Genomic DNA, 19,801 nt, shown 5'->3' on the forward strand with positions numbered 1-19,801 from the left:
GCGTGGAATTGACGACGCTACGAAGTGCCTTTGCCGTAAGTCTCGCGGGCTGCGACGTCCATGGGAAAACGGACGACTGTGTCGCCGAACAACAATCGAGTTGCCGAAGCCGCGGCGGCCAGCACGTGGGCGGTACCTGACTCGGGATTTCGGGTATGCACGACTACCTCGTCGTGCTGGAAGAAGACCAACTCGCCGTCCGGATCTTCGGCGAGGCGGCGCCTGAGGTCGGCCAGGAGGCACAGCGCCCACTCGGACGCAGTGGCCTGCACGACGAAGTTGCGCGTGAAACGACCGCGGGCGTGAGCGTCGCCGTGGGAGTAGAAGTCGGGAGACGGTGGGGGACAGGCCCGGCCGAGCAGTGACTTCACCACCTCGCCGCGCTCACCTGCCTTGGCAGCTTGCTCGACGTACTCGACGGCGACCGGGAATCGCTTCCGCAACAAGATGAGCAGTGCTTTGGCTTCACCCGCCGTCGCCCCGTACAGGACTCCGAGGATTGCGACCTTGGCTTTTGCGCGATCACCGCCGAAGGCTTCGGCACCGACAAGTGCGTACAGGTCGTCGTCCCCGGCGGCGGCCATCATGCGGCGGTCGCCGGACATGGCGGCCAGAATTCGGGGCTCGAGCTGACCGGCGTCGGCGACGACGAACACGTGGCCCGGATCGGCGACGACGCTCGAGCGCATTGTCTTCGGAATCTGGAGGGCCCCGCCGCCTCGACTCGCCCACCTGCCGGACACGACACCACCAGGAACGTAGATCGGACGGAATCGATCTCCCCGCACCCAACTGTCCATCCACTGCCACCCGTTGGTGCTGTACAGCTTGGCGAGTTCGCGATGACGAAGGAGTAGCGGCACAGCCGGATGATCGATCTCCTGCAGAAACCACTTGCGCGTCGACGGAAGTTCGATGCCCTGACGCCCGAACGCCTCGGTGATCTCCACCGAAGACGAAGGATTGACGGTGCGCCCGAAGACCTCACTGATCTGTGCGGCAAGTTCCTGCATACGAGCGGGGAGGTCGTATCCCGTCGGCCGCGGCCCCAGCCGTTCTTCGAGGAGTTCGCGATGCTTCTGCGTCGAGAACGGAAGGCCCGTGTGCGTCATCTCGGCGGCGCTGAGAGCGCCGGCCGATTCTGCTGCGATCAACAAGTCCAGTCGAGCGTCCGCGCCGATGGTTGCGCGCTGCTCGGCGAATTCGGTGACGACGGCGAGGGGATCGAGAACGGGTGCAGTGTCGAAGAGTCCGAGTCGATCGTCGTCGAACTCCTCGGCGGGCGGTGACGGTTTGCCGGCGCGCATTCCGAGTATCGCGCGGGTCAGGGAGATGTCGTGGCACCGCTGAACCCGTGCGCCTGCCCGCAGTAGCGGTGGGTACACGGTCGCCGTACTCGGCCACACCCACCGCGGGTGCTCGGCTTCCTCGATGGTGCGTACCGCTGCGATCAGGTCGGGGTATTCGACGGGATCGGCGAGCGGCGTTCCAGCGGGATCGGTCCGTAGGACAGTTGCCGTCACAGCTCCCGTGGACGTCGTACTACCGGGGACCAGGACAACTCGCACGACATCAGTGTGACGGCTGGGTCCGACACGCCATCGCTCGGCGTGCTCAGGCCCTGACGAACCGGATGTGTTGACCCGGGCGGGCTTGGCCGAGTCGGTCGATATCTGCGTCCGCGACCACTCCCACCACCGGATAGCCGCCGGTGATGGGGTGATCGGCGAGGAACACGACAGGTTGGCCGCTGGGTGGGACCTGGATCGATCCGAGTGCCACGCCTTCGGTGGGCAGTTCGGTGTCGTCTGTTCTTCGAAGTAGTTCGTCGGCGCCGACGCGATCGACGCGTGCGCCGATTCGGTCCGAGTCGGTCGAGATCGCCCATCGGCCATGGAGGAGTGTTTCGGGGTTGGTGAATCGATCTGCGCGAGGACCGAACACCACTCGAATGGCGAGAGTCTCGTTTGCCATCGGCGGCACCGGTGCGAGGTCGACGGCTGAGAACGTGGTCGGCGATGGCCCGATCGGGAGAAAAACACCAGGCTCGAGAGGCGCCGGACCGATCCCGGACATCGTGTCGGTGCTGCGCGATCCCAGGATCTCGGGAACCACAATGCCGCCTCGGACGGTCAGATACGTCCGCAGTCCACTCGGTGCGTAGTCCAGGCGGACGGTCTGACCAGCCCGCAGATCGATCACGCTCGAATGCCCGACCGGAATGCCGTCGCGGTAGGCCTGTGCCGGCGCACCGGTGAACGCGATCGTTGTCGGTTGCTGCGCCCGAAGACTCAGCCCACCCAGGAGGACCTCGACACCGGCTGCGCCCTCGTTGTTGCCGACGAGCCGATTGCCAAGCCTGAGAGATCGCCTGTCCGCCGCACCGGAAACCCCGACACCCGAGCGAAGATGACCTATCCGTCCGAGGTCCTGGATCAGGCTCAGCGGCCCGGTGTCGAGTATCTCGAGGCCGTTCATCGTTGTTCCTCGTTCACGAAGCGCACGCGTCTGCCGGGCTGAACGGTGGCCGGTGGTGTGGCGTTCAGATCCCACATCACGGCATCGGTGCTCCCGATGATCTGCCAGCCACCCGGTGATGCACGCGGGTAGACCGCGCTGTATCCAGCGGCCAGGGCGACGGAACCGGCAGGCACAGCGGTTCGTGATTGCGTTCGACGCGGAACGTCGAGCCGAGCGTCGCCTGAAGTCAGGTAGGCGAAGCCGGGCGCGAATCCGATGAAGGCGCAACGCCACATTGCCCCGGTGTGGGCCGCAACCACCTCGGATCGGCTCATACCAAGTGACTGTGCGACGTCGTCGAGGTCGGGCCCGTCGTACCTGACGGCGATGGTGAGTGCATCCGTCTCGGAATGCTCGTCTGTGGTCGCGGCAGAATCGGTCTGCTCGAGATCGTTCAAGCACTTCCGGACGTACGTGAGATCTGCCGCCGGGGTGCACGTGACCAGGACCGTGCGAGCTGCGGGGAGGAAGTCTTCGACCCCGACCGGGGTGTTACGCGTCAGTGCTTCGGTGAACGCTAGAACGCCAGCTTCGGAATCGAAGTCCACGAGCAATGCGCGTTCTCCCGCGGGAAGTATGCGAGTCACCGGGAGGGCTCCCTATCGACTCGAGTCCGCTCCACGTCCGCTCGCATCGCGGCGATGAAACTCGCGATGGTGGCTCGCTCTGTGGCGGTAAAATTGCCGAGGGTGCTCACCGCCCGTGAAATGAGTGGGCCGAAGTAACTCTCGCCCAGAGTGACCGCCGATGGTGTGACCTGCAAGAGCACCCGCCTGCGGTCTGCTGAGTCTCGCTCCCGAGCTACGTGGCCCGCTTTGACCATCCGGTCGACGAGCGCGGTCACCGACGCCGAGTTGATACCCAGCTGTGCGCCGAGCCAGCCTGGTGTCGCCGGTGTGTCCGAGCGCTCGGCATCGAGAAGGCAGATCAACGCGCGCACGTCGGTGGAGTGCATTTTGTACTTGTTCGCAAAGCCGGAAACCGCCACGTTCAAGTCGACGGTAAGTGCGCGAAGCGAGTGGACGATCGCCATCGCTTCGTCTTCTGCATCGCCGACGCTCAAGGATGCCTCCAGCCCTGGTGTGTTGTCTCTTGATTGTCTACTATCTCGATAATCGAGAGAAATGGGGGGGTGGGGGATGGACTTCAATCGCGCATACGACGCTGTACTGACCAAATGGCCGCAGAAACCGCTGGGTGTGGATCTCGCGGGGCGGTTCGGTAACACGCATGTGAACGTCTGTGGGCATGCAGACTCGCGGCCGTTGATCCTTCTGTCCGGGGGAGGTGCCACTTCGACGGTGTGGTTCGACAATGTTGCGACGCTGTCGAAATCCCGGCGTGTCTTTGCTGTCGACACCATGGGCGATGCCGGGCGGAGCGTTCCGAATGGTGATCCGATGAAGTCCGTCGACGATCTGATCGAGTGGATGGACTCGATAGTCGATTGCACCGGGGCCGGCACCGTTGATGTGATCGGACATTCCTATGGCGCAATGATTGCGTTGGCCTTTGCGCTGCATCGACCGAATCGTGTCGGGAAACTTGTTCTGCTCGATCCTAATTCGAGTTTCTCCGGCATGAAGGCGGGCTACCTTCTGCGTGCGCTTCCGCTGTTGCTCTCCCCGTCGCGAGCGCGCCGACGGCGACTGTTGGATTGGGAGACAGGTGAGTTGAGTATCGACTCCGACTGGCTGTCTCTTGTGGAAGTGGGCACTTCGGATCTACCGCGACCCGATCTCGTAGTGCCTCGACGTCCTTCGAAGGAGGCCTTGAGCGCACTGGATGTCGAGTTGCTGGTGGTCCTCGCACAAGACGGACGGGTGCATGATGCGGAAACCGTGTCGAAGTCAGTGCGGGAGAGGGTTCCCGCAGCGCGTGTCGAGGTGCTGAAAGCTTCTTCGCATCACAGCATTCCGATGGTTCCCGCCGATGAAATCAACCGGGTGCTCGTCGACTTCTTGGAGGGCTAGCGGATCAGGGTGCGACGACGCACCCCGGACCGATCGGTGTCGCCGGATTGACATCGACCGTTGTGACCGGCCCGCCCGCGGACGTCTGGTAGGCCATCAGAGAGTGTTCGCCCGGTGCAGTCGGAGTCCACAGCGTGACGGCGTGGCCGAGTACGACCGGCAAGGTGAAGTAGGGATTGACGGTGTCCCAGATCAGTTCCTGCGGGAACATGGTCGACGCCCGGTTCATGTCGACAATCGAGACGTTCGGCTCGTTCAACGCTGCTGTCCTGGCAACCACCAGATACGTGCAGGCCGCTCCGTACGGCGTCGTCGGCCCGCTGCTGAGACCCGGAAGGATCGTGACGTCGACTACGTCCGCGGACGCTGAAGTTGCGGAACAGATGGCTGCACTCGCGCAGAGGGCAGCGGCGACTACGGTAGTTCGAGCGATTCGTGAAAGTGTCATACCAGCAGGTCGGTTTTATCTGGGTGGGTGTTACAGGCAGACTGACCGGATGCGCGCACTTCACGTTCTGCTGGCCGGCTTCGGCTTCCTGCTGGGGTTCCTGATTATTGTTGTCTCCGGCCTGATCGAGTGGGCGTCCTTCGCCTCCCGAACCGATTTCGCCTTCGTCGGTGACTCCGCCGTGTCGGTTGGTGTTTCCAACGAGGCGATCTACACCGCCGTCGCTGCTCCACTGGTGGGTGCACTGTTGGGCTGGGTGTCAGCTGTCATCGCGACGAGGTTCGGGTGGAGCCTCACTCGTGGGGGTGCCACGCCGGCAAGCGAGTGACCAGGCAGCGGACCCGCTTGCTGGTCCGTGGGTTATGAGGAAAGGCCCCGACCTCCATCGAGGTCAGGGCCTTCCTTTGCGCCGAGCTACTTCTGTGCCGAGCTACTTCTGTGTCGAACTACTTCTTCGAGACGCGGAGCAGCTTCTTGTTGACGAACTCGTCCATTCCCCACGGACCCAGCTCGCGGCCGACTCCGGAGCGCTTGACTCCGCCGAAGGGCAGACCGGGCAACGTCGTTCCGTGCTCGTTGACGAACGCCATTCCCACGTCGAGATCTGCAGCGACCGACCGGGCGGAATCGAGATCGCTGCTCCAGACGGATCCGCTCAGGCCGTAGACCGACGAATTGGCAAGTTCCACAGCCTCGCTGGCCGACTTGACCTTGTAGACGACTCCGGCAGGTCCGAACAGTTCTTCGCTGTAGGCCCGCATGTCCGGTGTCACGTCTGCGAGCAATGTCGGTTGAACGTAGGCGCCCGGGCCGTCGATCTTCTTTCCACCGGTCAGCAGCGTGGCACCCTTGGACACAGCGTCGTCGATCTGCTCGATCAGAGTGTCTGCCGCGCTCTGCGAAGAGAGCGGACCCAAGACTGTGGATTCGTCCAACGGGTCACCGGCAGTGACGGATTCGAAGGACGTCGCCAACTTGTTGGTGAAGTCGTCGTAGAAATCTTCGGTGACGATGAAACGCTTGGCCGCGTTGCAGGCCTGGCCGGCATTGGACAGACGTGCCTTGGTTGCGGACTTGACGGTGGCATCCATGTCGTCGGAATCGAGGACGATGAACACGTCTGATCCGCCGAGTTCGAGGACGACCTTCTTGAGATTGCGTCCGGCAGTTTCGGCGACGCTGGTTCCGGCGCGTTCGCTGCCGGTCAGTGACACACCTTGAACTCGGGGATCGGCGATCATGTCCGCGATCTGCTCGTTGGTCGCGAAGACGTTGACGTAGGCGTCGTCCGGCAATCCGGCTTGTCGCAGAATCTCTTCCATCAGCAGCGCCGACTGCGGACAGTTCGATGCGTGCTTGAGAATGATCGTGTTACCGAGCATCAGATTCGGTGCCGCGAAGCGGGCGACTTGGTAGTACGGGAAGTTCCACGGCATGACGCCGATGAGAGCGCCGATCGGTCGCCGGTACACAACCGACTCCTCGGCCCCGGGAACGTCGAGTCGTTCTTCCTCGAGCAGTGCCGGACCGTGGTCTGCATACCACTGATAGATCGCGGCCGAGAGTTGTACTTCGCCCTTGGCCTCGCGGACCGGCTTACCCATCTCCAAGGAGATCATTCGGGCCAGTTCGTCTGCGCGCTCTGTGTACAGTTCGGCGGTCTTGCTCAGGACTGCCGCACGCTGCTGTGGCGCACTGTTGCGCCAGGTCAAGTAGCCGCGATGCGTGTTCGCAAGTGCGGCTTCAACTCCGGCGTCATCCAAAGTATCGAATTCCCTGACGGTTTCACCTGTCGCGGGATTGACTGTTTTGTAATTAGCCATAGTTGTACAACGTGCGGAAGGGGCTCGAAGATTCCCGAAACGCGCAATCACATTGAATCGGCTCAACAGGTTTCGATCAAATCCCGGCTGGGTACCATGTCACGCCACCTTGGGACGATGGGTGCGCTCGTAGCCCTTGCGGTCGTAGAAACGGGTGGTCACGATGCCGAGTACGACGCCGATCAGTAGACCCACCAACGTCATCCAGACGGCATGCAGCAGGCCTGCCTCACCGCGTGCGCCGAAGAACAGGATCGATCGCGTGCCCATGTAGATCTGGTGCATCGGCTCGAATTGCGCCAGCCAGGCATACAACCTGGGGCTGGCTTCGAGGGGGATGGTGCCACCGGACGAGGGCAGCGCGAGAATGACGAACACGAACAGGTTGATCAACATGCCCAACGAGCCGAACGCGGCCATCACCGACATCGCCGTGATGCCCACCGCTGTGATGACCAGCGCGCCGTACTCCCACAATGCAAGCCCGTGAGTGACCGGCATTCCGAGGGCGCGACTGATCCACTGGAACAACGCGGAGACTATGCCGGACAACACGATCATGAATGCCCATTTGACGAGCAGCGTTCGAAACCTGTTGATACCCACAACGTCGTTCTGAACGAAGAGTGGACCGAATTCGGTAGGCGCGTATCCGAGCATGCCGTCCACCAAGGAATTGACCACGGTTGCTCCGGTGAATCCCGCAAGGACCAACAGCAGCGCGAAATAGAATGCCACCAAACCGAATCCGGTTCCGTCGGGAAGCGGATCGTGGGCAACCGTGAGTACGTTCACCGGGTTTTCGAGCAGCAGGCGGCTCGCTCCGGAGATCTGGGTTCCGGTGCCTCCCGCTTCCAACTGCGCGGTGACAAGGGCGGTGAGTTGCTCGCCCATGTTCTTGTTGACCGAGGCGAGGGCTGTGGTTCCGATCGACTGGACCAGCGATGCCGAGACGGAACCGGCGCGAGGATTGGTGTAGATCGTGATGATCGGTTGCTCTACGTCACCGGCGACGACGCTGGCCTCCGCCAGGATGATCGTCCTCTTCGTGAAATCACTGGGAATCACGATCGCGCCGTACAGCGTGCCGGAGTTCAACCGCGATTGGGCTTCGGCGATACCGATCTGCTGCAGGTCGATCTTCTGGTGGTCGATTCCGCTTTCGAGGCCGGCGACGATGTCGTTTCCGAAGTTCTTGCGGTCGGCGGGGTCGCCACCGGGGAGGGTGTCGCCCTCGTCCTGGTTGACCAGGGCGATCGGGAACTGGTCCAGGTGTTTCTTGGGATCGAGTATTCCGCCCATGTACAACGCTGCCAGCGCAGACATCAAGAGGGTGACCACTATCAATGGTGTCAACCAGAATCGTGGTGTGTGCATGACGGTGCGGGCAGACGGCTCCGTGTTCTTGCTCATCCTCAGTCGACCGGCTTTCGTTCGCGCGGAGTTCCTCGGGCTGAGCGTAAACGCAAAGGTGCGCCGGGGCAGTCTTTCGATCTGCCCGCGGCGCTGGAGACCTGTCCGGTCGGCGACAGGCCGGATTGCCGGCAGTCTCATCCGAAAAGGCTGAGAACGGATCGGTAGGGTATGGCCCGCGGCAACCCTGCCGAGACGATTTCGGAGAAACCGTTGACCAACGTGCTGATAGTTGTCCTGATACTCGTAGTGATCGCTGCCGTCGTGTTTGTGGTCCTGCGTGGACGCCAGGGCAAGCCGAATGCTCGCGTCGACCCGCTCGCCGACTATCCCGAGGTGTACGACCCCCACAAGATCGGGGTCGGCGACATCATCACGTACGCGGGTATCGACCATGTTGTTCGAGGGACCATCACGCTCGACGAAGAGGGGTACATCTGGCGTGAGCACCTTCTCGACGGTTCGACCGGTCGTCGTTGGTTGACGGTCGAGGACGACGAGGGCGAATTGGAGATGACTCTCTGGATGCGTCGAGAAGGAACCAACCTGGTCCCGAACGGCGACGTCATTCTCGACGACAAGGTTCACCGCAAGATCGAAAGTGGAACGGCGAAGTTCACGGCCGAGGGTACGACGGGTACGGCCCCTTCCGGCTCGATGGAATACGCGGACTATGCGACCGCCGACAAGACCGGCCTGATTGCATTCGAGAAGTGGGCGCGCGGACAGTCGTGGGAGGTTTCCACGGGACGGGCGGTCACTCGCAGCGAACTCACTGTCATCCACTCGGGCCCCCCGGAATGAGCCTGTATCTACTCGACGTGGAGCCGACCGACGTGGATGCCTCGGCACTGGGGTTGGTACTGGGAGCTCCTGCGCCACCGACCCTCGCCGAGTTGGTGATCGGAACTTCCGACGCGACGCTGACACTCGGAGTGCTCGGGGCTTCGCACGTGGTGACGGCCTGGGCGTCGGGAAAGAAACTGACCGAACAGGTTTCGTGCGATGCTCTTGCAGTCGGCGGTGAACCACTGCCCGCAGTGGAGTCCACGCAAAACTACCGGTTCGAGTCTTCCTCGCTGATCCTGGACCGAGTCGAATTCGATTCGGAAGCTGCATCGTTGAGAGAGTCCGCCGGCCAGGACGGTTGGATCTGCGGATCCTTTCCCGGCGACGACACAGCGTTGACCGCGTTGTGTGGCGTGCGAGACCGCCAGGGGTGGAGTTGGCAGAGTTGGCATTTGTACCCGGGGGAGGGGACAGGAGTGATCGTGAAGACGCGCAGTAGGTGGCGCCCGTGAGGGGGCGGACGTGGTTGGCTCCGGTGATGGTGGCGGCCGCAATTGTCTTGTCGGCGTGCGGTGGTGGAGCCAAAGACTTCATCGCGGACAACTATTCCAAGACGTCCCAGGATGGCGACGTCGTGTTGTACTCGTCGAAAGATCCAGTGGGCACGACCGTCTCACGGATTGTCGACGCGGACGAACCAGCGGCGCGAAGTGCTGACGGCGGCAACGAATACCTGCGCTACGACGACGACATCGTCACTGTCAGTTCGGCTTCGGGCGGTGGCAGCACCATCAAGGTAGAGGACATCGACGGCACGTATCGCAGCGGCGGATACGCGTACCTGGGACCGGGCTTCAACCCGGGATCCCCGGCGGGTGGAAGCAGTGGCAGCGGCGGCTCGGGTAGTGCCAAATGACGGTAATGCTCAATGAGAAGGAGAACGGCGTGACGAACATCTTTGCATCCACTTCCGTCGAGATCGGGACGGTGGATCCGGCATTGCTCGTCGGGGGCGTTCTCGGCACCCTCGCCTACTTCGTCGTCGGTGCAGCGGTTCTGGCGACGGGATTCCTGGTCCTCGACCTCATGACACCCGGAAATCTCCGCCACCAGGTTTACGTCGACAAGAACCCGAACGCTGCGATTCTGTTGGCCTCCAATCATCTTGCGCTGGCGATCATCGTGGTGACGGCAATCCTGACCAGTTCGGACGGCTTTGCTCAGGGACTCGCCGACTCCGCGGTGTACGGACTGTTCGCGATCGTGTTGCAAGCGATCGCGCTGCGATTGATGAACGCATTCCTTCCCGGCAAGTTGGTTGCGCTGGTGCAGGATCCGAAGATGTGTGGCGCCGCGTGGGCTGTGGGTGTGAGCTTGCTGTCCATCGGTTTGGTGAACGCCGCAGCGCTCACCTGATGGTTGCCGCTGATCCCGATGTGACAGTTGACGAGCGTTCGACGATGCTCGGCCCGCGCGCACGCGTCCTTCTCCTTGCGGCTGTTGCGGCGTGCGCTGCGTGTGGCCTGATCTACGAGCTGGCCCTGTTGACACTCAGCGTGAGTCTGACCGGGGGCGGCATCACCCAGACGTCGTTGATCGTCGCGGGATTTGTTGCGGCTCTGGGTATCGGAGCGCTGGCCGCCAAACCTCTGCTGGGACACGCTGCCGTTTCGTTCGTGACGGTCGAGATACTGCTCGGGCTGATCGGCGGATTCAGTGCCGTCACGCTGTACGTGACCTTCACGTTCTTCGGTTCCAGCGCAGCAGTTCTGGTGGCGGCGACCGCGCTGATCGGCATCCTCGTCGGTGCCGAAGTGCCTCTGCTGATGACGCTCCTGCAGTCCGGTCGCAGCGACAACGACGCACAGAGCACCGGAAAGGTACTGGCCAACCTCAATGCCGCCGACTACCTCGGCGCATTGATCGGTGGTCTGCTGTGGCCGTTCGTACTGTTGCCGTGGGCGGGAATGATTCGCGGTGCCGCACTCACCGGCATGATCAATCTCGTGGCTGCGGCAGTGGTCGCGCTGATACTCCTTCGGTGGCAGCTCAGCCTGCGCGCACGATCGATCGCCGTCGTCGCAATGCTGTTGGCAGCAAGTTTGATCGGATGGTTGCTGATCGCAGCGTCGGACATCGAGACCACGTCGAGGCAGCGGCTCTACACCGATCCCGTGGTGGCCGCCGAGCGATCGGTGTACCAGGAAATCGTCGTCACCGAGCGGGGGAACGACGTGCGCCTGTTCCTCGACGGAGACCTGCAGTTCTCCAGTGTCGACGAGCATCGGTACACGGAGTCGCTGGTGTATCCGGCCCTGGTGAACGACCCCCGGCGCGTGCTGATTCTGGGCGGCGGTGACGGCCTCGCTGCACGGGAAGTGCTGCGAATGAACAGCGTCGAGCAGATCGTTCAAGTGGAACTCGATCCGGCAGTCATCGAGTTGGCCAACACGCGTCTTCGTGATCTGAACGAGGGAGCGCTCGAGGATCCACGGGTGGACGTCGTACTCGACGACGCGTTTCGGTGGCTGCGAGAGCGTCCGGAACCGGGTTTCGATGCGGTGATCGTCGACCTCCCGGATCCTGACACCCCCGCACTTGGCCGCTTGTATTCGATGGAGTTCTACGGACTTGCCGCTGCCGCGATGAATCCGGGCGGGCTGATGGTCGTCCAGTCCGGCAGCCCGTACTCGACACCGGATGCGTACTGGAGAACGGTGTCGACGGTATCGGCTGTCGGACTGAGCGTCTCGCCCTATCACGTTTTCGTGCCGAGCTTCGGTGACTGGGGATATGTGCTCGCGCAAGCGGGATCCACTCCACCCGACCTTCGTCTGCCCGCTGATGTGCCGAACCTGCGGTTCCTCGACGAGCCGACGCTGGCGTCGGCCTCGGTGTTTCCTCGCGATCGCCCGAGGCGGGAGTTGGAACCCTCGACGCTCGACCGGCCACGCATCGTCGACGATATGCGCAAGGGCTACGAACGCTGAACTCCCGACCGAGTAGCTTGAATCGAGACTCTCGGCCACGACGGAGGTACGGATGACTGTTCGGATCGAGGAGCACGCACCGGGAGTTCGGTTGCTCACGATGAAGCGCAGGAAGCATTCGCAGCTTTTCATGAAGAAGAGGTGATCGAAATGAACGGTGCACAGTCGCTCATCCAAAGCCTGGTCGACTCGGGCGTCGAGGTGTGCTTCGGCAATCCAGGAACGTCCGAGATGCATTTTGTCGCCGCACTCGATTCCGTTCCGCAGATGCGTGCGGTACTCGGCTTGTTCGAGGGCGCCGTGACCGGTGCCGCGGACGGCTACGCACGGATCGCCGGAAAGCCTGCCGCGACGCTGCTCCATCTGGGCCCCGGTATGGCGAACGGACTGGCGAACCTTCACAACGCGCGCCGCGCCCACACACCGATCGTGAACATCGTCGGGGACCACGCGACCTACCACCACGGTTTCGACGCTCCTCTCGAATCGAACATCGATGCGCTGACCGAATGGTTGGAGGGGTGGAGTCGACGTTCCGAATCCACCGCGACCGTCGGTAGCGACGCGGCCGACGCCGTTGCCGCCTCGATGAATCCGCCCGGGCACATTGCCACACTTGTCCTCCCTGCCGACGTCTCGTGGGGCGAAGGTGGAGTTCTTGCGGGTCCTCGGGACATACCGGGGCGGGCGGAAGTTTCTGCAACACAGATCGACTCGGTGGTGGGCGCGCTCCATGCCGAGGGTCGCGCCACGCTACTGCTGGGCGGCGCAGCCTGTTCCGAAGCTGGGCTGCGCGCCGCTTCCCGAATTGCGGTCGCGACCGGTGCCCAGATTCTGATCGAGACTTTTCCAGCCAGGCTTCAACGAGGTGCGGGGCTACCGTCATTCGAGCGCTTGGGATACTTCGCCGAGCACGCCACCGAACAACTTCGCGGAACAACTCAGCTGGTTCTGGCCGGAGCGGTTTCGCCGGTCTCGTTCTTTGCGTATCCCGGAAAACCGAGCGATCTGGCACCGGAGGGTGCTGCGGTGACAACGCTGGCAAGCGTCGGCGACGATGTTGCCGGTGCACTGGAGGCAGTGGCCGAACTCGTGGCACCGGGAGTCGAACCTGTTTTGCAGGAAGCGAATCGGCCGGCGCTGCCGAGCGGGCCTCTGGACGTTCGAAATTGGGCCGACGTGATCGGCGCCCTGCTGCCAGACGACGCCATCATCTCCGACGAGGCGGCGACTTCCGGTTGGGCGATCCCGATTGCCCTTGCCGGAGCGCCGCGCCACGACGTGCTCACGCTCACCGGAGGTGCCATCGGCCAGGGCATCCCGGTGGCGACGGGCGCCGCTGTGGCAGCGCCGGAGCGACCGGTGATCAATCTCGAAGCCGACGGAAGCGCGATGTACACCATCACGGCGTTGTGGACGCAGGCGCGAGAGCAGTTGAACGTCACGACGATTCTGCTCAACAATCGCGCATACGCCATCCTGCGTGGCGAACTGCAACGAGTCGGCGCAGAAGGTGGCGGCGTCGTCGCACAGTCGATGTTGGATCTGTCATCTCCGAACATGGACTACGTCAAGATCTCCGAGGGGTTGGGAGTGCCCGCGTCGCGGGCGAACACAGCGGAGGAGTTGGCCGAACAGTTTGCCGCAGCGCTGGCGGAACCCGGCCCGCATCTCATCGAGGTCATGCTGCCTCCGACGTCGTGATTTCGACGCTCGAATCGATCGTCGATCGTGCATTCAACTGGAGGTTTTCGGTGCTAGCTGCGATCGGTTTGTCTCTTCCGATTGCCCTCGGCCTGCTTTTCGTCTCGATGCCCATGGCGGTGATCGTGCTCGTCATGATCACCGCTGGAGCACATCGAGGGGCGGCATCTTTTCTACTCGGGTGGGTCCTCGGAATCTCGGCAGTCGTCGCGGTGACCATCGTGATCGCGGACTATTCGTTTGCGGAGTCGGAGTCGTCGCAGACTTCGGTGTGGTCGAGCGTCGTACGAATCGTGTTGGGTCTTGTCCTGTTCGGCTTGGCATACAAGCAGTGGCGCGCGCGTCCGCGAAACGGGAGTGAGCCGACAGTTCCGAAGTGGATGAAGAGCGTCGACGGGTTGACTCCGCGGAAGGCGTTCGGGTTGGCGTTCTTGTCCGCGGCGGTCAATCCCAAGAATGCAGCGCTGGCGGTATCCGGTGCGGCCACTATCGCGGTCGCCACGAATGTCGTTGCCCAACAGATTGTTGCCGCGGTGATCTTCACGGTCATCGCGAGCGTCGGCATCGCGTTGCCGATCCTGGTGAAGGTGTTCTCCGGCAAGCGTGCCGACGAGATCCTCGCGTCCGCGAAGGCATGGATGACCGCCAACAACGCGGTGATGATGACGGTCATCCTGACGATCCTCGGTGCGACCGTGCTGGGCGAGGGGCTCAGTGGGCTGCAATAGGTCGCCTACCATTGGCGGGTGACTGATTTCGACGACGACGCTGCCGGTTCCATTGCCTCCGCTGCTTTGGCTGTTCTGCGCGAGCAAGGCCCGCTGAGTCTCGAAGAGTGGGCGACCCATCTCGCGGAGTACGGAACTGCGACCGAGTTGGCCGATGTACTCGAGTACCTGTCCGAACCGATGCTCGGGTACCTGCCCAACGGAAAGTACGTCGCTCTCGACACGGTCCTCGAAGGGCTCGTGTTCACTCACCGGCTCAGCGAAGTCGAAATTGCGTCGGACATCCTTGACGCGAGCCCCGACCTGGAACCGATCTTGGCATTCGGCGACGACGACGGGGCGATCCGGGTGGCCCTGGCGGAAGAAGCAGCCTCCGAACGCGGAGCTGCTCCCTTCCGGAGTCGACGAGTTGTGGTACTTCCGGCCGGAACCCTCGGCGAGTGTGCCGACGGTGATCTCGTCGGCTTGGCTGTCGAAGACGGAACACTTGCGTTTCGTCTGGTCGAGATCGAGGACGAACCCGATCTTGCTCCGGCGCTCGGCGAACTCTTCGAGGAGGACGGAGTCGAGGCCCTGGATTCTGTGTGCTGGCAACTCCTGATCGAGGATCCGTCACTCTTCACGGTTCCTGTTGCGCCGCTGGGTGAGATCTTCGAGGTGGCAGGTTACGAGCACGAGCGTGAGCTACTGGCTCGGCGGGGATTCGACTTCGACGCCTACGACCTGCAGATTCGGACAGCCTTGGTGGCCAGTACCTACGACCTGACCCACGACGAGGCAGTCTCTGCCGTTGCGTTTGTCGATCTGGCGGACCGCGGATACACCGACGCGGTCATCGCCGACTTCGATATCGCGGACTGGGCCCACCGTCATGTGAGCGCTGCTCCGGACTCTTTTGTCTCACTGGCAGATCCGGGTGCTGCAGTGGCCGTGTTCGATCTCGGATTTCGGAATCAGGACCCGGTGACCGACGCAATCCTCGAAGCGCTTGCCTCCGAACTGGCCGAGCGAGGGCCACGGTCGGTGCGGCCGGCGGCTCATTGGCTCGCCGGTAAGGCCGTCGATCGGCTGGGGCGCGTCCTCGAAGCGGAGGCGCACTACGAGAAAGCGCTCCTTGCCGAATCCGGTTGGGGTCCGGCCTTGTTCGAGCTGGCTCAGTTCGCGTCGGACCGCGGCGATGCGACCCGGGCGCTGTCACTGCTCGGGCGGATCGACGGCGGAACCGAAGAGAATCTCTACGCCGTACTGCAGGACTTCGTCCCAGCCGATCACCCGGAACTCGGGCGAAACGACAAGTGTTGGTGCGGTTCCGGCCGCAAATACAAGGTCTGCCACCTCGGAAAGGCCGATGAATCCGTCAAGGCGGACGGTCGGTGGCTGTACAAGAAGGCATGCCTGTTTGCGTTTGCCTCCGAATTCGTCGACATCGTGACCGGGCTCGACGATCTCGAAAACGAAAATCTCTCCGAGGACGAACTGATCGCGGCCACGATCTTCGACGGATCGGCACTGGACGTCGCTCTGTTCGAGGGTGGAATCTTTGCCGAATTCTTGGCCAGACGCAGCGAACTACTTCCGGAGGCGGAAGTTGTGACAGCCGCACAGTGGCTCGGAATCCGGAGGTCGGTGTACGAGGTGATCGAAACGTCCGACACCGGCGTCGTGCTGCTCGATCGTGGGTCCAAGGAGACCGTCACGGTTGCTCACTCGGTCGAAGGCAAGCCAGGTGATGTGATCAGTGCTCGGGTCCTGACGGCCCCCACTGGCGCGTTTGCGGTGGGTGTTGTGGTCATGGCAACGGAATCGCAGGCTGCGAGGGTGCTCGAGGTTCTCGCTTCCGAAGATCTCGAGGCCGAAGAACTGGTGCGCGAGTTGCGTGGAGGCGCCGATCACTCGACCGATGACCGGTGACGATGTATCGAGTCGACCCCGTTAAAGTTGGATAGGTGAACGAACCGATGGATGCCAATGACTTGATCGCCGAAGCCGCGATGGAGTTGTTGCGTGAGCACGGCCCGCAGACAGCGGCGGACTGGGGCACCCTGTTGGCCGATGCCGGCCACGGTACAGCCGACGACATGGCCGAATTCGTAGAGTACGTCGAGGACCCACTGCTCGGCTACTTGAGTGAGGAGCGGTACGCCGCACTCGACACGTTGTTCGAGCATCGAGTGTTGACCCATCGGCTCACCGAAGCCGAAATAAAGTCCGGCGTTCTCGACGCGAACCCCGATCTGATGATGCTGCGGGTGTTCCTCGATCGTGACGACGACGAGATTCATGGCATCAGCGTCGTGCACCGCGGGATAGACGACGACCTGTTGGCTGATCGTGGGATCGAAGATCCGGAGTTCCCACACGACGAAGGCTTTCTACTCGACACCGACACCCTTGCCGAGTGCTCGGCAGGTGACTTGATCGGATTGTTCGTCGCTGACCGTGAGCTGACGCTCTGCACCATCCCCGAGGTACTGGATCCCGCACCCGGATTCGGCGAGCACCTGGCGACGGTCCTTGCCGACATCGGTGCTGACACCCTCGATGCCATTGTCTGGCAGTTGATGCTCGACGAGCCGTCGCTGTTCCGTCAGCCGACCGCCCCGCTGGGCGAGATGCTCGAGGCGTCAGGTTACGTCCGCGACGGTGACTACGTTGCGGTCGACGGATTCGATTTCGAGGCATACCACCTGGCGAACCGGGCCCGCATGCTCGAGGTCGGCGAGAATCTGCACCCCGAAGAAGCCGCGTCGGTGATCGCCTTCGTCGATGTGGTCATGGCCGCGAAAGCTGAAGGCGTCGAGGATGTCTCGGACTGGGCGCGCAAGCAGATCAAGGAGGATCCGCAGGCCTTCGCCGGCCTCGCCGAGCCGCCCGCGGCTGCGGCAGCGTTGGAGCTGTTGTCCGAACTCGACGATCATGATTCCGTATTGCATTCTGTTGCAACTGCTCTCGCCGAAAAAGGGTCGCGTCGTGTCAAGCCGGCAGCGCACTGGCTGGCGGGCAAGGCTTCGGATCGTCTCGGCAAGATCCTGGCCGCTGAGGCGTCGTACGAATCAGCGCACGATCTCGATCCCGACTGGACTCCCGCGATCTTCGATCTGGCGCTACTGGCCGCCGATCGAAGCGATGTGACGCGCGCGCTGGCTTTGCTGGGCCGAATCGAGGGTGGCGAGTCCGAGGTTCTGCACGAGGTTCTTCAGCGCTACGCCCCGGCCGAGCACCCCGAACTCGGACGAAATGACAAGTGCTGGTGCGGTTCCGGTCGAAAGTTCAAGGTTTGCCATCTCGGTAAGTCCGAGGTGACGTTCGACGACCGGGCCAGCTGGCTCTACGTCAAGGCTCAGTTGTTCTCGCGCACGCCGGAGTACTTCGACGCCGTGTTCGATCTCGCGCTCATCCGTGCCGAGCAGTTCAACAGCGAAGAAGCACTGACGCTGGCCGTCGAAGGTGGTTTGGCCGTCGACGCTGCCTTGTTCGATGCGGGTATCTTCGCGGCTTTTGTCGAGCGCCGCGGAGAACTGCTGCCTGCCGACGAACGCGAACTGGCCGATCAGTGGTTGTCGATTCCGCGCTCGGTGTACAAGGTCGCCTCGACGGAGCCGGGACAGTTGGTGACCCTCAGCGACGTCCGCAACGGGCATCTGGTGAAGGTCACGGACGAGTGGGGCTCAGTCAACCTCGAGCCAGGCACACTCGTGTGTGCTCGTGTTCTTCCGGCCGGGTCCACGATGCGCACGTTCGGTGGCATCGAACCGCTTGCGGTAGAAGACAAGAAGGAGTTGATCCAACTGATCGAGTCTGAGGACACCGAGCCGGGTCAGCTGGTGGAGTTCCTCAGCCGCGGCCTTGCCGGTGCGCCTTTCCGGTAGCGCGAACTACCAAAAAGGCGCACGGGGCCGGAGGCCCTAGGGCGTGACCTGAGCCAACATCATCTGCTCGAAACCCTCACCGTACGGCGGGAGCATTCCCCACTCGCCGCGTGGGTCATGCTGCGCTGCTTCGAATACCGTTCGGGCGTGACTGAACTCGAGGAAACCCTCGCGGCCGTGGTAGTGCCCGATACCCGAAGCCCCGACGCCGCCGAAGGGTGCGTCGCTCAGCCCGGGGTGAGACATTGCGTCGTTGATGGTGACGCCGCCCGAGACGGTGCGTTCGAGTACGGATTCCTTCTCGTCCAGATCGGTTCCGAAGTAGTACAGCGCCAACGGTTTCGGTCGTGAATTGATGTCGGCGACGACGTTGTCGAGTTGGTCGTACGGCAAGACGACGACGGCCGGCCCGAAGATCTCCTCCTTCATGATCTGCGCGTCGGTCGGAGGGTCGACCACGATTCGCAGTGGGCGACGACGAGTGTCTGCGGAGAGTTCTTCGTCGGGAACGGTGATGATTCGTGCCCCACGTTCTTCGGCGTCCGCGATGTACCCCTCGATGCGTGCGAGGTGACGATCGCTGACTATCGAGACCATGTCTTTGTTGTCGGCGATCGTGGGAAACAGTCCCGTGAACTGGTCGGTGAACGCGTCGGTGAATGCTTCCGTGTTCTCGCGCGGAACGTAGATCAGATCGGGAGAGACACAGAGTTGACCGGCGTTGGTGGACTTCGCGATAGCCAAACGCGAAGCAGCAGAGCTGATATCGGCACTGCGGCTCAAGACGCTCGGTGACTTGCCGCCGAGTTCGAGGGTGACCGGCACCAGGTTCTTCGCAGCATTGGCCATGACCAGCTTTCCGACGGTCGTGCTGCCGGTGAAGACGAGGTGGTCGAAAGGCAGCGACGTCAGCCGATCAGCGACTTCCGGGCCGCCGGTCACCACCGCGACCTCCACGGGGTCGAGAGTTCGACGCGCCGCCTCGGCCAGGACGGCCGCAGTATTGGGCACGATCTCCGACGGTTTGAGAACGGCGCGATTTCCTGCTCCGAGGGCGCAGGCGAGCGGGCTCAGGAGAGTGAACAGGGGAGCATTCCAGGTTCCGATGATGCCGATCGAACCCTTCGGCTGGTACGACACGTACGCCGTGGCACCCAACTGGTCCTGCATCGCTCCGGTAGCTCTCGGTGAGCGAATCATCCACTCTTCGAGCGAATCACGAACGTGCTTGAGTGAAACCATCGACCCGAGAACGTCATTCATCACCGAGTAGGCCGGGATTCGGCCGCCGAAGTCTTCGTTGATCGCCTCGGTCAGATCCTTGTGGTTTGCCACCAGGAGATCGACGACGCGTTGAATGCGCTCGCGTCGTGTCTGCGCGGACGGAAGACCAGCGGCTCGAGTTGCTTCCTGCTGAGCGCGCAGAATCTCTTCGAGATCAGTGGTGACGGCGGCATCGGTGCTCATGGGCACTCCTCGTAGTGGCGAAGTATTGACCGGACCGTATCGACGCGGTGCGAGTGGATGCCCTTTTCGTCTCGTTG

19 protein-coding genes are annotated in these 19,801 nt (G+C 62.6%); 11 read left to right on the forward strand and 8 right to left on the reverse strand.

The window, feature by feature from the left end; translation table 11 throughout:
* Nucleotides 1–17: 17 nt before the first annotated feature.
* The 4 genes from P3G66_RS01060 to P3G66_RS01075 are packed head-to-tail and all read right to left on the reverse strand — an operon-like array spanning nt 18 to nt 3,583.
* Nucleotides 18–1,568, reverse strand: a complete 1,551-nt coding sequence (locus P3G66_RS01060) for a bifunctional 3'-5' exonuclease/DNA polymerase (RefSeq protein ID WP_276116080.1) — start codon at nt 1,566–1,568, stop codon at nt 18–20.
* Nucleotides 1,569–1,614: 46 nt separating this feature from the next.
* Nucleotides 1,615–2,478, reverse strand: a complete 864-nt coding sequence (locus P3G66_RS01065) for a biotin-dependent carboxyltransferase family protein (protein WP_058037623.1) — start codon at nt 2,476–2,478, stop codon at nt 1,615–1,617.
* Complete coding sequence (locus P3G66_RS01070; RefSeq protein ID WP_099698105.1) at nt 2,475–3,107, reverse strand: allophanate hydrolase subunit 1; 633 nt, start codon at nt 3,105–3,107, stop codon at nt 2,475–2,477. The genes P3G66_RS01065 and P3G66_RS01070 overlap by 4 nt, the downstream gene beginning before the upstream one ends.
* Nucleotides 3,104–3,583 carry a MarR family transcriptional regulator gene (locus P3G66_RS01075; RefSeq protein ID WP_064687758.1) on the reverse strand — a complete coding sequence of 160 codons (480 nt, stop codon included), beginning with the start codon at nt 3,581–3,583 and terminating at the stop codon, nt 3,104–3,106. Before P3G66_RS01075 ends, P3G66_RS01070 begins: the two co-directional genes overlap by 4 nt.
* A 76-nt stretch (nt 3,584–3,659) precedes the next feature.
* Here P3G66_RS01075 and P3G66_RS01080 point away from each other — a divergent pair, with 76 nt between their 5' ends.
* On the forward strand, nt 3,660–4,493 hold the full coding sequence (locus P3G66_RS01080) for an alpha/beta hydrolase (RefSeq protein ID WP_050654598.1): 834 nt from the start codon (nt 3,660–3,662) through the stop codon (nt 4,491–4,493).
* Between the two features lie 4 nt (nt 4,494–4,497).
* Here P3G66_RS01080 and P3G66_RS01085 read toward each other — a convergent pair whose 3' ends face one another.
* A complete protein-coding gene (locus P3G66_RS01085) occupies nt 4,498–4,941 on the reverse strand; it encodes a hypothetical protein (protein ID WP_214923971.1) in 444 nt (147 codons plus the stop codon).
* A gap of 49 nt (nt 4,942–4,990) precedes the next feature.
* On the opposite strand from P3G66_RS01085, the gene P3G66_RS01090 reads away from it, so the two are divergent.
* A complete protein-coding gene (locus P3G66_RS01090; protein ID WP_003939940.1) occupies nt 4,991–5,269 on the forward strand; it encodes a hypothetical protein in 279 nt (92 codons plus the stop codon).
* Nucleotides 5,270–5,387: 118 nt separating this feature from the next.
* Here the strand turns inward: P3G66_RS01090 and P3G66_RS01095 are convergent, their stop codons facing one another.
* A complete protein-coding gene (locus P3G66_RS01095) occupies nt 5,388–6,764 on the reverse strand; it encodes an NAD-dependent succinate-semialdehyde dehydrogenase (protein ID WP_039973099.1) in 1,377 nt (458 codons plus the stop codon).
* A 99-nt stretch (nt 6,765–6,863) separates the two neighbouring features.
* The gene (locus tag P3G66_RS01100) at nt 6,864–8,177 is read right to left on the reverse strand and encodes a DUF3533 domain-containing protein (RefSeq protein WP_007729572.1); all 1,314 of its coding nucleotides are present in this window, start codon (nt 8,175–8,177) and stop codon (nt 6,864–6,866) included.
* 171 nt (nt 8,178–8,348) lie between these two features.
* Between P3G66_RS01100 and P3G66_RS01105 the strand changes: the two genes are divergently transcribed.
* The 9 genes from P3G66_RS01105 (at nt 8,349) to P3G66_RS01145 (ending at nt 18,257) form a co-directional block, all read left to right on the forward strand.
* On the forward strand, nt 8,349–8,981 hold the full coding sequence (locus tag P3G66_RS01105; RefSeq protein WP_050654601.1) for a DUF4178 domain-containing protein: 633 nt from the start codon (nt 8,349–8,351) through the stop codon (nt 8,979–8,981).
* Nucleotides 8,978–9,478 (forward strand): DUF2617 family protein, encoded by a 501-nt coding sequence (locus P3G66_RS01110; RefSeq protein ID WP_161121066.1) that lies wholly within the window; start codon nt 8,978–8,980, stop codon nt 9,476–9,478. The genes P3G66_RS01105 and P3G66_RS01110 overlap by 4 nt, the downstream gene beginning before the upstream one ends.
* Before the next feature lie 26 nt (nt 9,479–9,504).
* Complete coding sequence (locus P3G66_RS01115; protein ID WP_124569429.1) at nt 9,505–9,882, forward strand: DUF4247 domain-containing protein; 378 nt, start codon at nt 9,505–9,507, stop codon at nt 9,880–9,882.
* Nucleotides 9,883–9,911: 29 nt separating this feature from the next.
* Nucleotides 9,912–10,382 carry a DUF350 domain-containing protein gene (locus P3G66_RS01120; protein ID WP_003939942.1) on the forward strand — a complete coding sequence of 157 codons (471 nt, stop codon included), beginning with the start codon at nt 9,912–9,914 and terminating at the stop codon, nt 10,380–10,382.
* Nucleotides 10,382–11,956, forward strand: a complete 1,575-nt coding sequence (locus P3G66_RS01125) for a polyamine aminopropyltransferase (protein WP_064114201.1) — start codon at nt 10,382–10,384, stop codon at nt 11,954–11,956. The genes P3G66_RS01120 and P3G66_RS01125 overlap by 1 nt, the downstream gene beginning before the upstream one ends.
* A gap of 141 nt (nt 11,957–12,097) precedes the next feature.
* Nucleotides 12,098–13,660 (forward strand): acetolactate synthase large subunit, encoded by a 1,563-nt coding sequence (locus P3G66_RS01130; RefSeq protein WP_346349154.1) that lies wholly within the window; start codon nt 12,098–12,100, stop codon nt 13,658–13,660.
* A 50-nt stretch (nt 13,661–13,710) separates the two neighbouring features.
* Nucleotides 13,711–14,388, forward strand: a complete 678-nt coding sequence (locus P3G66_RS01135; protein ID WP_047272160.1) for a GAP family protein — start codon at nt 13,711–13,713, stop codon at nt 14,386–14,388.
* A gap of 18 nt (nt 14,389–14,406) precedes the next feature.
* Complete coding sequence (locus tag P3G66_RS01140; RefSeq protein WP_047272098.1) at nt 14,407–16,299, forward strand: SEC-C domain-containing protein; 1,893 nt, start codon at nt 14,407–14,409, stop codon at nt 16,297–16,299.
* Nucleotides 16,300–16,334: 35 nt separating this feature from the next.
* Nucleotides 16,335–18,257: an SEC-C domain-containing protein gene (locus tag P3G66_RS01145; protein ID WP_230691769.1), complete on the forward strand. Its 1,923-nt coding sequence runs from the start codon at nt 16,335–16,337 to the stop codon at nt 18,255–18,257.
* Between the two features lie 36 nt (nt 18,258–18,293).
* Here the strand turns inward: P3G66_RS01145 and P3G66_RS01150 are convergent, their stop codons facing one another.
* Complete coding sequence (locus P3G66_RS01150) at nt 18,294–19,724, reverse strand: coniferyl aldehyde dehydrogenase (protein WP_276116082.1); 1,431 nt, start codon at nt 19,722–19,724, stop codon at nt 18,294–18,296.
* Nucleotides 19,725–19,801 lie beyond the last annotated feature (77 nt).

The organism is Rhodococcus sp. C3V (genome assembly GCF_029269915.1).
Classification (GTDB): domain Bacteria; phylum Actinomycetota; class Actinomycetes; order Mycobacteriales; family Mycobacteriaceae; genus Rhodococcus_F; species Rhodococcus_F qingshengii.